The sequence below is a fragment of the Arboricoccus pini genome (genome assembly GCF_900187945.1).
In the GTDB taxonomy this organism is placed as follows: domain Bacteria; phylum Pseudomonadota; class Alphaproteobacteria; order Geminicoccales; family Geminicoccaceae; genus Arboricoccus; species Arboricoccus pini.
The window spans coordinates 58,709-71,265 of record NZ_FYEH01000015.1; the positions used below are offsets into that span (position 1 = coordinate 58,709).

Sequence of the window (12,557 nt, forward strand, 5' to 3'; positions counted from 1 at the left end):
GAAGGGCCGGCCGGGCCTGACAGCATCCTAGCTTCCTCCTAGACTGGGCTCCCGGCCGCTTGCGGCCAAAATGCCCACCAGGGGAGCCCGGATGGTCGAGATCGGATCGCTTCGCGACTACGCGAATTATGTCTTGCACGAGGCGAGCCTACCCAGCCTGCCCGGCCATTATCGCGGCAAGGTCAGGGACAATTACGACCTGGCCGACGGACGCCGTATCCTGATTGCCTCGGATCGGCTGAGCGCCTTCGACCGCATTTTGACGGCCATTCCCTTAAAAGGCATGGTTCTCACGCAGACGGCACGCTTCTGGTTCGAGCGGACGGCCGATATCTGTCCCAACCACGTCCTAGCCTATCCCGACCCGAACGTCGTCGTGGGCAAGCGGCTGACGATTTTGCCGGTCGAGATGGTCGTGCGGGGCTATCTCGCGGGGACGACCGGCACCTCGATCCTCACGCTCTATAAGCAGGGCCAGCGGCTGATGTACGGGGCACGGCTGCCCGATGGCATGCGGCCCAACGAAATCCTGCCCACGCCGCTCATCACGCCGACGAGCAAGGCCATGGATGGCGGCCACGACGAGCCGCTCTCGGCCGACGATATCTTGAAGGCGGGCCTGCTCACCCAGGCTCAGTGGGAGCAGGTCAGCGCCTATGCCCTTGCCCTCTTCGCCCGGGGTCAGGAGATGGCGGCGGCGAAAGGCCTCATTCTCGCCGATACCAAATATGAGTTCGGCGTCGACGAGGCGGGCAAGATCTATCTGGCCGACGAGATTCACACGCCCGACAGCAGCCGGTATTGGCGCCAGGCCAGCTACGCGGCGCGTTTCGAGCAAGGGCTGCCGCCCGAGAGCTTCGACAAGGACGTCGTCCGCAGCTGGGTGGCCGAGCGCTGCGATCCCTACAAGGACCCGATCCCGGCGATCCCGGAGAGCATGGTACTGGCCACGGCCAGTGTCTATCTCGAGGCCCACGCGACCATAACCGGCCACGCCTTGACCTTGCCCGATCCGCACATTCCGCCCTTGGAGCGGATCAAGGCCAGCCTTGCCGGCTATCTGGAAGGTGCCAGCTAAGGAGATGCAGGCCTCCGATCGATACCTCGCGGACCTCAATCCCGGCCAACGGGAAGCCGTGACGTTCGGTATCCCTGCGGGCGCCGCACCGGCCCCGCCGCTCCTCGTCATCGCCGGTGCCGGTACGGGCAAGACGACCACGTTGGCCCACCGCGTGGCGCGATTGGTCATGCACGGTGCCGATCCAGGCCGCATTCTGCTCTTGACCTTCAGCCGCCGGGCGGCCGACGAGATGCGCCGGCGGGTCGCGGCCATTCTCGATCAAGCGGCAGGCGATGCGGGCAGGGGCCTGGAATGGGCCGGTACCTTCCACGCCACGGGCCGACGCGTTTTGTCGATCTATGCGGCACAGGCGGGCCTGGAGGGGGGGGTCAGCGTCTTGGACCGGGCCGATGCGGCCGATCTTTTGGACCTTGTGCGCGCCGATCTGGACTTAGTCGGCGACATGCGGCGGTTTCCGAGGAAGGCCACATGCCTGCAGATCTACTCGGCCGCGGTGAATGGCGTCCTGCCGTTGGCGGAATTGCTAGCCCAGCGTTTTCCCTGGTGTGCTGAATGGGAAGCCCAGCTCAAGCGGCTCTTTGGCGCCTATGTTGAGGCCAAGCAGCACCAGGCCGCCCTCGATCTCGACGACCTGCTCCTCTGGTGGGAGCGGCTGATGCAGGAACCGGCTCTGGCGGCCCATGTGGGGAACCGCTTCGACCATGTGCTGGTCGATGAGTACCAGGACACCAATCCCGTGCAGCAACGCATCCTTCTGGCACTCAAGCCGGATGGTGCCGGTGTCACGGCGGTAGGCGACGATGCGCAGGCGATCTACAGCTTTCGCGGTGCCAGCGTGCGCAACATCCTGGATTTTCCCAAGGCGTTCGTCCCGCCCGCGGCCATCCTGGCGCTGAGCGCGAACTATCGCTCGACACAGCCGATCCTGGATGCGGCTGGCGCAGTCATCGGGCTTAGACACGAAGGCTTCGCCAAGGCGCTCGAGGCCGTGCGACCGGGCGGTGTCAAACCCGTCATCGCCCTTTTGCGCGACGACATCGCCCAGGCCCTCTATGTCGTCCGACGCATCCTCGAGAACCGCGAGGCCGGCACGCGCCTCAACGATCAGGCCGTGCTCTTTCGAACCGGCCAGCACAGTGCTGCCCTGGAGCTCGAGCTCACCCGGCGCGGTATTCCCTTCGTCAAATGGGGCGGCCTGCGCTTCCTGGATGCAGCCCACGTCAAGGACCTTCTGGCGCTGCTGCGTTGGTCGCGTAACCTCAAGGACCGCGTCGCCGGGATGCGCTCCCTCCAGCTCCTGCCGGGCATCGGTCCGGGTACGGCAAAGCGACTGATGACGGCGCTGGAGGTCAAGGGCGATCCCGCCAGCCTCGCCAGCATTGTCGTGCCACCGGCGGCACGGCCGCACTGGCCAGGGTTCGTCGGCATGATGGCCGATCTGGTCCAAGACCCCGCTTGGCCGGGCGATCTCGTCCGCCTGCGCGATTTCCTGGAGCCACGCCTGCCGGAGCTCTATGAGGGCGGCCAAAGCCGGGTCCAGGACCTGGACCAGCTGGCCGCCCTGGCGGAACGACATGCTGATGCCGAGGCCTTCCTGGCCGAGATGGTTCTGGACCCGCCGGAGCTGACGGGCGACCAGGCGGGGCCGCCCTCGCTCGACGAGGAGCAACTCGTCCTCTCGACGATCCATTCGGCCAAGGGCCAGGAATGGCGCTCCGTTTTCGTCCTCAATTGCGTCGATGGCTGCATCCCCTCCGACCTGGCGGTCGGCAGTGCTGCCGACATCGAGGAGGAGCGGCGGCTTTTCTATGTCGCCATGACCCGTGCCAAGGACGAGCTCGAGCTGCTGCAGCCTGAGCGCTTCTTCATCCTGCAGCAGGCGGCGCGCGGCGACCGGCATGTGCGGGCCATCCGCACCCGCTTCATCCCCGATCGCCTGCTTCGCTTTTTCACCCGTCGCAACGAACATCCATGGCGCGGCGCCGACGCGCCGGCGTCCGCCTTGCCGCGGCTGGACGTGAAGGCCGATCTGCGGCGGATGTGGGCGGAGTAGAAAGAAAGGGCTATTCCATGGTGCAAAGGACGCGCATCGAGCTCGAGGGCTTGAAGGCGGCGGCGGAGATCGTCGTCGACACGAGCGGCATCCCGCATCTGCGGGCGGAGAGCCGTGCCGACCTCTTCCTCGTCCAGGGCTTCAATGCCGCCCGCGACCGGCTCTGGCAGCTCGACCTTTGGCGCAAACGCGGCCTTGGCCTGCTGGCGTCGGATTTCGGCCCGGGCTACCTCATGCAGGATCAGGCCGCCCGGCTCTTTCTCTATCGCGGCGACATGACGGCCGAATGGGCTGCCTATGGCACTCCGAATACGCGCGCCATCGTCCAGGCGTTCGTCAGCGGCATCAACGCCTTCATCGAGTTGACGCAAGCCGATCCGTCCTGGCTGCCCCCCGAGTTCGCGGCGTTCGGAACGAAGCCTGGACGGTTCGCGGCGGAAGACGTCGTCCGCATCCGCAGCCACGCGCTGGCACGCAACATGCTGGCGGAGGTGGCGCGCGCCAGGGTCGCTGCGGCAGGCGCCCTCGCGGCCGATATTTATCGCAAGGACATCGCCCCACCGCATGTGCTGGCATTGCCGGACGGGCTCGATCCCGCGCTCATCCCGGCAGGCGTGGAGGACATGTTTCTCCTGGCGACAGCACCGGTCACGTTTCGGCCCGACCGCTTGGCCGCCTCGCTCGCTGAAGCGCCACTCTGGTCCAAGGTCAACGCGCAGGGTGAGGTGGTGGCCGAGGCTTCCGCCCTATCGCCGTTCGAGGGGCGCGAGGGGTCCAATAACTGGGCTGTGGCGCCTTCGCGGACGACGACCGGCCGGCCGATCCTGGCCAGCGACCCGCACCGGGCGCATCTGCTGCCCTCCTTGCGCTACATCGCCCATCTGACCTGCCCCGATCTGGACCTGATCGGGGCAGGGGAGCCGGCGCTGCCCGGCCTGTCGCTCGGTCATAATGGCAAGGCGGCCTTCAGCCTCACCATCTTCCCGGCCGATCAGGAGGATCTCTATGTCTGCGAGCGGCATCCCTCCGATCCCCGGCTCTATCGCTACGGCGACGGCTATGAGCCATTCCAGACGGTCGAGGAGACGATCCCCGTCAAAGATGCCTCCCCGCAACCGGTCACGCTCAGCTTCACACGCCATGGTCCCTTGATCCACGCCACGGCCACGCACGCCTTCGCACTCCGCACGGTCTGGCAGGAGCCGGGTACGGCCCCCTATCTCGGCAGCCTTGCCTATATGGATTGTGCCAGCGTCGAGGGCTTCGAGGCAGCACTGGCCAGTTGGGCTTCCCCCACCGTCAACCAGGTCTATGCCGATACATCCGGCAGGATTGCCCGGATCACGGCCGGCAAGGTGCCTAGGAGGCGGAACTTCGACGGGCTGCTGCCAGTGCCGGGCGATGGGCGCTATGAGTGGCATGGGTTTTGGACCACGGCCGATCTGCCGCGTGCGATCGATCCGCCGGAGGGCTTCGTCTTCAGCGCCAATGAGATGAACCTGCCGCCGGGCGATCCGAATCTCGAGCGCCATCTGGGATATGAGTGGCTGGAGGCCTCGCGCGCCGTCGTGATCAGCCGCCATCTGGCCGATCAGGCGCCGCACGGCATCGAGGCCGCCATGCGCTTGCAGAACGACGTGACCTCGCTGCCGGCGCTGCGGGTGCAGGCCGTGCTCCTGGCCCAGGAGCACGGCGACTGGTCGGCGACGGCTACGCGCGCGCAAGCGCTGCTGGCCGACTGGGACGGCCGCCTGCTGAAAGCGAGCGCGCCAGCGCTTCTCTTCGAGATCTGGTGGATGCGGCATTTAAAGCCTGCTTTGCTCGCGGGCCTCGTCGCCGATCCCGCCGTTCGGGCGAAATTGACGCCGCTCGATAACGAGCCGCTCCTCGTCCATCTCGAAGCCATGGCCAGGGAAGCGTTGCACCCGGTCCTGACGGCCAGCCTCGAACAAGCCTGGGAGGATTGCGCCGCAAGGCTTGGACCCGATCCGGCCTTTTGGAGCTGGGGGCGCCTGCACCATGCCCATTTCATCCACCCGCAATCCTGCTTGCCGGGTTCGCCCGGTCGGGATGTCGGTCCGCTGGAGCTTGGTGGCAGCAACAGCACCGTCATGAATGCCGGCTACGATCCGGGCAGCTTCAGAACGAATGTCGGCGCTACCTTCCGCATGGTGCTGGATGTTGGCCACTGGGACTCGAGCTTCGCGATCAACGCGCCCGGCCAATCGGGCGATCCGCGCTCGCCGCATTATGACGATCTGGCCGCGCTTTGGGCCGAGGGTCGCTACGTGCCGCTCCTCTATTCCCAAGCCGAGATCGACCGCGCGGCCGAGCACGTGGTCGAGCTTCGACCCAAGCCCGCGACTTGAGGCACGCTTATCGCAGCGTCTGTCGCCCGCTACAGGGCCCGGATTCGCCAAGCGTCGAGAAACTTGCACACCTTGAGGGCCTTAACGAAGAGTAATGACAATCTCTTGCGTCACCGGGCGTGGCCATGAAGGTGGCGAGCATCTCGTTCGCGGCGACTCCTGCTCCTGGCGTGTCGGCGGCCAGCTTGCCATCTACAAGGTTGAACATGTCCTTCCGGCCACAACCGGTTTTGCTGACGATGCGCCATTGTCGGATACGATCTGGATCACGGGAAGCTTCACGACCAGCGAACTCGGTAGGAGCGATTCGGCATTGAACGGGTAGCATTCGATCCTCGATCCGGACTTCGGCTTCAATCTCACCATCACCAGCGTCCGCACCGGGGCGCCGGCAACCGCGTCTTATTCGCCTGACCTGGACACCCTGTTTGGCGAGGTCAGCCTGACCGCGCGCTCGGGAAGTTTAATGCTGCATTTTGCGGTGGCGGTGGTTCATTCAATATAGGGCCGGCTTTCGGGCGACGCGCTCGAGCTGAACGATCAGCGACGGCTGTCTGGACTTGCAGGAGCAGGCCGGCGTCTAAGCCCATCTGGATCAGCTGATTGATGCTTACGGCAGCCGGTCTTTGGCGAGCACGGACTTTGTTTCGGCGTAACGCCGATCCCGGCGGTATTCTTCTTGCTTGCCGGTGGGCTTGAGCGGGCTCGTCTGCCTGGACGCGGCGCTGGGCTCTCGCCCGGCGATTGGCGTGCCAGCCTTACTCCGCATCGGCGAAACCGGCCGGCTACGACGTCCCGATGCCATGTCGTGGGATGTCAATCGCCAGCCGGTTCCACCCTACCGAGCCGACCTCAGCTTCAGGCGGCCTTAGCTATCTTGCCGGCGATCAGCCGGCCCAGCCGGCTGATGCCTTCCTCGATGCGTGCCGGACTGGCGGAAGAAAAGCTCAGCCTTGCCGTGTTCCGGCCAGAGCCGTCAGGAAAGAAGGCGCCGCCCGGCACATAAGCGATGCGCTCGCTTGTCACCGCCTCGGCCAGGAGGATGGTGGCGTCCAGATGCGGCGGCAAGGTAAGCCAGATGAACATGCCACCTTCAGGCACCGTCCATTCTACGCCCTTCGGCATGTGGCGCCCAAGCGCGTCCAGCATCGCGTCGCGGCGGGTGCCGTAGGCGGCGCAGGCTTTCTCGACCTGGGCGGCATAGACGGATTCCGCCAGGCGGTGTGTGACCATCTGGTTAATGGTGGCGCTGTGCAGGTCGCCTGCCTGCTTGATCAGCACGATCTTGCTGACGACGGGCGCGGCGGCGCAGATCCACCCGACGCGCAGGCCTGGCACCAGTGTTTTTGAGAACGTGCCACAATAGAGTGTGCGGGTCTGTTCGATATCGCCGCGACGAGCGATTTCGAGGGCCAGGAGCGAGGGTTCGTGCGTGCCCTCGAAGCGCAGCGCCTGATAGGCGGCATCCTCAATGAGAGGGATGTCAAGAGCATCGATGAGATCGAGGAGCCGCTCCCTGCCGGCGCGGTCGAGCGTGCGGCCCGTCGGGTTGGAGACATCGGGCACGAGATAGGCAAGGCGCGGTCGGCTGCCCGCGGCTCTGGCGCGGTCGATGACCGCGGCCGCCAAGGCCGATGCTGGTTCGTTGCTGTCGATCGGCAGCTTGTCGTACCGCGGCTCGTAGGGATTGAGAGCCTGAAGGGCGCCCAGATAGGTGGGCCAGGTGACAAGGGCGGTGTCACCTTGCATCAAAAACAGTTTGGCGATGAAGTCGAGCGCCTGCTGCGAGCCCGAGGTGATGACGATATTGTCGATCCCGCAGGGGACGCCCAGGGCCCGCATGTGGCGAACGATCCATTCGCGTAGCGGCCGGTAGCCTTCGCTCACCGAATATTGGAGGGCGGCTCCGGCATCCGGACCGGCCAGGATCGCCTGGTAGGCCGAGGCGATCTCGGCCTGGGGGAAAAGGGCCGCATCCGGGATGCCGCCGGCGAAGGAGATGACGTCGGGCTGGTCGAGAAGCTTCAAAAGCTCGCGGATCTCCGAGGCCCGCATGCGCTCCGAGCGCTCGCCGAAGCGTTGCTGCCAAAGCGCCTCGTTGCGGGCCGCATCGCCCTGCTGTGATTCACGATCGTCATTCGGGTTCATGCTTCCTCCTGGAAAACGGGCCTGGGCGGAGGAGCATCATCAAGATGGCCCCAACCGTCGCCGGCGGGGCTGGGGATCAAGACGTCTAAGCGCAGAGCGCCGGTGATCCCAGCCCGCCGAAGCAGGGGATTACGCGTACGTTGCTAATCTCAAAAAACTTAGACATTTCAGGTACTAGGCGTCTTTGCGCTATCTAAAAACGGCAACGGGACATGCAGTCGCGACGACCGCTGTCGAGGCCTTGGAATGGCTATAGGCCCGCCGATGGGCAGACGGCAAGCCTTTGTGTGAGGGCACGTCTTGCACGATTCTTTTGTCCCGCAGAGATCGCTTCAGCAGAAGGAGGCGGGATGATCGTTGCGCTTCCCGCCAACAAAGTGAGGGGGCCTGTGATTCAATGCGAAGATGCTGATGCCGTCAGACCACAAGCCAGCAACCATTATTGTGACTCGATTATCCGAACAAATGTTTAACGATCTCGCGCTTGCGATGGGCCTGGTTGTTTCTTTCAAAGGGAACTGGCGGGCGCTCGAGCGGACTCGAAAGAGGCCTTGAAGAAGCCCGATGACGATCTTCGGACTCGCGCGGTGGGTCGATGGCATCCTCACAACCAGGGGTTGTTTGGAAATCCGACATGTCACCGACGGCGTTTCAGATCTGCTAGCCCGAAGCGGAATCCCCGGAGGGAATTTCGACATAGTGCCAGGGCGAGGCTGGCCCCTGGATAGAAGGCGGCATGATTGCTAGGTAGGAGCTTCTGGTTCGAATCCGGCATGGCGGACACGCCGTCCGACAATCGCGCGGCGCTGTGAAATTCTTCTCGCCTATAAGTTGTTAGGTGATAGGTTTCGGCGGCACCGGGTCTCCCAGCACCGCCGAGAGAGTAGCCGCTCATGAACATGGACCATTTCACTTCGGCGAGGATGCTGGCTCAATATCGTGAGTTGGCGAGCGCATCGACGCCGACCGTACGGCGGCAAGAATTGTTGCGCGGGCTGCACGAGGAGGGCCGGAGTCTCTTCGCGTACGATCAGGCCCCTGGTGCAGCCGGGACGAGGGGCGCTGTGGTGCCGGACGAGTTGGATGAACGGCGGGAGGGTAAGCCGTCCCCCTGAGGGCGCACGCCGTCAGGCAGCCTGCCAAAGGATTTGTCATGCCAGCAGCGTCTTCATCGGTGCATGCGTGGCCTGCACGCGGGAGGGCTTGGCGCATCGGAGACGAGTCGCCTATTTGGCGCTATGTTGCAGCGCACAATACATCTCTTTCCCTCGCTCGCCATCATGGCCGCCTGTGCCTGGGCGACGGTGGCCGCCTTTGAGCCGAGCTACGACAAAGTGGCGATCGCAACGGCCCTCGTGCTGACCGGTTATCTCGCCGATCGCCTGGCCCCCAAAATAGCGTCCTGAGGCATTCGACCGTTATCTTGAAGCAGCTTAGATCTGTACTTCCTGATTCAAAATGGTAGCGGTTTCATCCCTCACTCCCGCGACCTGGTAGGCCCGGCTACGCCCTTGCCAGGAATTGCGGAAGCAGCCGGAGGACGAAGGGCGTCAACTCCTCGACTAAGCAAGGCATCGTGATCAGGCCCCTCGCTGAATGCCTGCGGCCACGTTCGTCACGCCCGCACGTCGTTCAGCGCTAAAGACTGCTGAAGCCGGTCGCCCGCAGGCGCGGCAACGTCAAAGATGCCTCCTCCATGTCGAGCCGCCAGTAGGCGGACCCTGCACGGGCCATGGTGTGACAGCCAGATGATAGACACTTGACGCCGTCAATTGTTGATGGAATCCATTATGCTCAAGAAATCGGGCCAAGGAACGGCATTCATCGCTTCATAAGGCGAGACGCCAAGATGAATGTCGCCTGGCGGATCGGCGCCGGCGGCATCCAGGCAGGAGTCCTATGGGACTTGATTCCGTTTGGCGTGCGCCGCTGGAGCCGCCGCTCTGGCATGCGACGGCAATGGCGCCGCCCGCGACGACCTTGCGGCTCGAGCGTGAGACAAGCGTGCGGGTCTGCATGGCCGGTGCCGGCTGTTCCGCGCGCGGCGTGCCGACCGGCACCATGATGGGCACCGTGCTGGCCGATTGGGCGCAAAGCGTGCCGGCAGCCGACATGGCGATGCGGTCCGAGCCGACGCTGCGGGCATCGGGCTTCATGTCGGTGGCACCACGCGCCTATCTCGCCTGGTCACGCCTGGTGGATGGGCTGGCTGCGCGCCGGGCCGGCCTCAAGGCGCCGCCCTTTTGAGCGCGCCTGACCCGTCTCGGTTTGACGATCGCCGCCGGCGCCTGACGCCCAAGACGATCGATGTCTCGCGGGTCGAGTTCGACATCTTCAAAGATCTCTTGAGCTTCTATGCCCGTTCGGTGGTGCAGACTCTGAACCATGACCTCGATGCGGAAATGGCGGGGCTGCCCGTCGCCAAAGGGACCGGCAAGATCGCCACCTTGCTGCTGATCGGCGCCAATCCGGGCATCCGACCTTCCGTGATCGCGCATTACATCTTGAAGGATCGCTCCGCCTTGGCACGGCTTTTGGATCAGATGCAGCGCGAGGGGTTGGTGGAACAGCGCGTCCAGAGCGACGAGCGGCGCGCACACCAACTCTATCTGACCGATGCCGGAGAGGCCCTGGCCACGCATGTTCGCGAAATCGCGCTCCGGCAGAATGACCGCTTTTTCGCCGCACTCTCGGCGGCCGAACGCCAGAGCCTCTTGAGCATATTGAAGAAGCTCTACCGGGCGCGCGTGACCGACCTGCCCGGTTCGATTGAACCCTGAAGTGGATTGCATGGAATGATTGGCCAATGAGCGAGCAGCGCGTCGTCATGATCTCCGGTGCCAGCCGCGGCATCGGTAAGACCATCGCCCGCCATCTGGGGCATGCCGGCTGGCGGCTCAGCCTTGGCGCGCGCGACGTCGACACCCTGGCCCAATTCAGAGGGCCGAGCGTCCTGACGGCCGCTTATGACGCCCTCGACCGGCAAAGCGAAAAAGCCTGGGCCGCGGCTACGCGGGAACGGTTCGGCCGCATCGACGCGCTCATCCTCAATGCCGGCATCATGGTACCGAAATCGGTCGTCGAGGTCGCGGACGAGGAATTCGATCGCATGGCCGAGGTGAATGTCAACGCGCCCTTGCGCCTCGCGCGCGCCGCATGGCCCGATCTACTGGCCTCGGGCAAGGGTCGCATTGTCGTCGTAGCCTCGCTTTCAGGCAAGCGCGTCAAGTCGGCGTCCAGCGGTGCCTACGCGATGACCAAGTTCGCGGCGCTTGGTCTGGCACATGCGCTCCGCCATGCGGGCTTCGAGCAGGGCGTTCGCTGTACGGCCCTCTGTCCGGGCTTCGTCGCAACCGACATGGCCATGAGCCTGACGGGCCAGGATCCCGCCAGCATGACCCAGCCCGAGGACCTGGCCCGGATCACGGCCATGCTTCTTGATCTGCCCAATACCGCCAGCATCGCCGAAATCCCCGTCAATTGCCGGTTGGACGACTCCTTCTGATCCTCGGCAAAGCCCTCGTCATCAACCTCATCATGATTGCCTGATCTTCTATGGGACCCCAGGTCGATATCGTCGAGAACAGCGACAAGCTGCCTGCCACGTCGGATGTCGTCGTCATTGGTGGCGGCATCGTCGGCACGTCTACGACGCTGGCGCTGGCCAGGCGCGGTATTTCCGTCACCTTATGCGAGAAGGGACATATCGCGGGCGAGCAATCGAGCCGGAACTGGGGCTGGGTGCGCAAGATGGGGCGGGATCGGCGGGAGGTGCCGCTCGTCATCAGCGCGCTCAGGCTATGGGAGGGCATGAACGAACTGGTGGGCGGTGAGACCGGCTTTCGTCGTACCGGTATTCTCTATGCCTGCGAGACTGACGAGGCCTTGGCCGTCCGCGAGACCTGGGCGGACGAGGTGGCCCGGCCCTATCAGCTCGATTCCCGGCTCATCAGTGGCAAGGAGCTCGAGGAGCTGACACCCGGCATGACCCGGAAGCTCAAGGGGGCGCTCTACACGAAGTCGGACGGCCGTGCCGAGCCGCAGAAGGCGGCACCGGCGATCGCTCGTGGCGCGCGGGCGATGGGCGCCACGGTCCTCCAGCAATGTGCGGTACGAGGAGTTGAGACCACGGGCGGTCGGGTCTCGGGCGTGGTTACGGAGAAGGGCCGGATTGCCTGCAACGCTGTAGTGCTGGCCGGGGGGGCCTGGTCGCGGCTCTTCTCGGGCAGCCTCGGCATCACCTTGCCGCAGCTCAAGGTGCTCTCCTCGGTCCTGCGCACGGCACCCCTGGATGGAGGGCCGGAGACGGCAATGTGGACCAGTCGCTATGCCTACAGAAAGCGGCTGGACGGTGGCTACAACATCGCCGATGGCAACTCCAATATTCATCCGCTCGTTCCAGATACCTTCGCCTTCTTCGCCAAGTTCCTGCCGGCGCTGAAGCATGAATGGGGGGCGATCCAGCTGCGCCTAGACGATCGCTTCATGACCGAGCTGCGCATGCCGAAGAAGTGGGATCTCGACAAGGCGACGCCGTTTGAGCAGACGCGCACGCTCGATCCGACGCCGATCAAGAAACTGCCGGACACGGCGCTTGGCCGCCTGGCGGAGGATTTCCCTGTCTTCAAGGGAGCCAAGGTCGAGCAGCATTGGGCGGGACTGATCGACGTCACGCCGGATGCGGTGCCGGTCATCTCGCCGGTGGACAGCCTGCCCGGGTTCTTCATCGGCACGGGTTTCTCCGGCCACGGTTTCGGGATCGGCCCGGGGGCGGGCGCTCTCCTGGCAGATCTCGTCACCGGGGCAACGCCGCTGGTCGATCCGAGCGATTTCAGGCTGTCGCGGTTTTTCGACGGTTCCAAGATCTGGCTGGACGCCGGCGTCTGAACCACGCGGCCTTTCAGCG

At 64.7% G+C, this 12,557-nt stretch carries 10 protein-coding genes; 9 read left to right on the plus strand and 1 reads right to left on the minus strand.

Annotated elements, in window-relative coordinates; all coding sequences use genetic code 11:
- Window positions 1–91 precede the first annotated feature (91 nt).
- The 4 genes from CFB17_RS16310 to CFB17_RS16325 all read left to right on the plus strand — a co-directional run bounded on the left by CFB17_RS16310 (window position 92) and on the right by CFB17_RS16325 (window position 5,828).
- Window positions 92–1,078 carry a phosphoribosylaminoimidazolesuccinocarboxamide synthase gene (locus CFB17_RS16310; protein ID WP_088562641.1) on the plus strand — a complete coding sequence of 329 codons (987 nt, stop codon included), beginning with the start codon at window positions 92–94 and terminating at the stop codon, window positions 1,076–1,078.
- Window positions 1,079–1,082: 4 nt separating this feature from the next.
- Entirely contained in the window at window positions 1,083–3,134 is a 2,052-nt protein-coding gene (locus CFB17_RS16315; RefSeq protein WP_088562670.1) for an ATP-dependent helicase, read from the plus strand.
- Between the two features lie 17 nt (window positions 3,135–3,151).
- Window positions 3,152–5,503, plus strand: coding sequence for a penicillin acylase family protein (locus tag CFB17_RS16320; RefSeq protein WP_088562642.1), 2,352 nt, complete (start codon window positions 3,152–3,154; stop codon window positions 5,501–5,503).
- 94 nt (window positions 5,504–5,597) lie between these two features.
- Window positions 5,598–5,828, plus strand: coding sequence for a hypothetical protein (locus CFB17_RS16325; protein WP_088562643.1), 231 nt, complete (start codon window positions 5,598–5,600; stop codon window positions 5,826–5,828).
- Window positions 5,829–6,361: 533 nt separating this feature from the next.
- On the opposite strand, the gene CFB17_RS16330 is transcribed toward CFB17_RS16325, so the two are convergent.
- A complete protein-coding gene (locus CFB17_RS16330; RefSeq protein WP_088562644.1) occupies window positions 6,362–7,651 on the minus strand; it encodes an aminotransferase-like domain-containing protein in 1,290 nt (429 codons plus the stop codon).
- Between the two features lie 1,241 nt (window positions 7,652–8,892).
- Here CFB17_RS16330 and CFB17_RS19305 point away from each other — a divergent pair.
- The 5 genes from CFB17_RS19305 to CFB17_RS16355 all read left to right on the plus strand — a co-directional run bounded on the left by CFB17_RS19305 (window position 8,893) and on the right by CFB17_RS16355 (window position 12,538).
- The gene (locus CFB17_RS19305; protein WP_165769661.1) at window positions 8,893–9,057 is read left to right on the plus strand and encodes a hypothetical protein; all 165 of its coding nucleotides are present in this window, start codon (window positions 8,893–8,895) and stop codon (window positions 9,055–9,057) included.
- 493 nt (window positions 9,058–9,550) lie between these two features.
- Window positions 9,551–9,898: a hypothetical protein gene (locus CFB17_RS16340; RefSeq protein WP_088562646.1), complete on the plus strand. Its 348-nt coding sequence runs from the start codon at window positions 9,551–9,553 to the stop codon at window positions 9,896–9,898.
- Window positions 9,895–10,431 carry a MarR family winged helix-turn-helix transcriptional regulator gene (locus CFB17_RS16345; protein WP_207762142.1) on the plus strand — a complete coding sequence of 179 codons (537 nt, stop codon included), beginning with the start codon at window positions 9,895–9,897 and terminating at the stop codon, window positions 10,429–10,431. Before CFB17_RS16340 ends, CFB17_RS16345 begins: the two co-directional genes overlap by 4 nt.
- 26 nt (window positions 10,432–10,457) lie before the next feature.
- A complete protein-coding gene (locus CFB17_RS16350; protein WP_088562647.1) occupies window positions 10,458–11,156 on the plus strand; it encodes an SDR family NAD(P)-dependent oxidoreductase in 699 nt (232 codons plus the stop codon).
- 50 nt (window positions 11,157–11,206) lie between these two features.
- Entirely contained in the window at window positions 11,207–12,538 is a 1,332-nt protein-coding gene (locus CFB17_RS16355) for an NAD(P)/FAD-dependent oxidoreductase (RefSeq protein ID WP_088562648.1), read from the plus strand.
- Window positions 12,539–12,557: the final 19 nt, after the last annotated feature.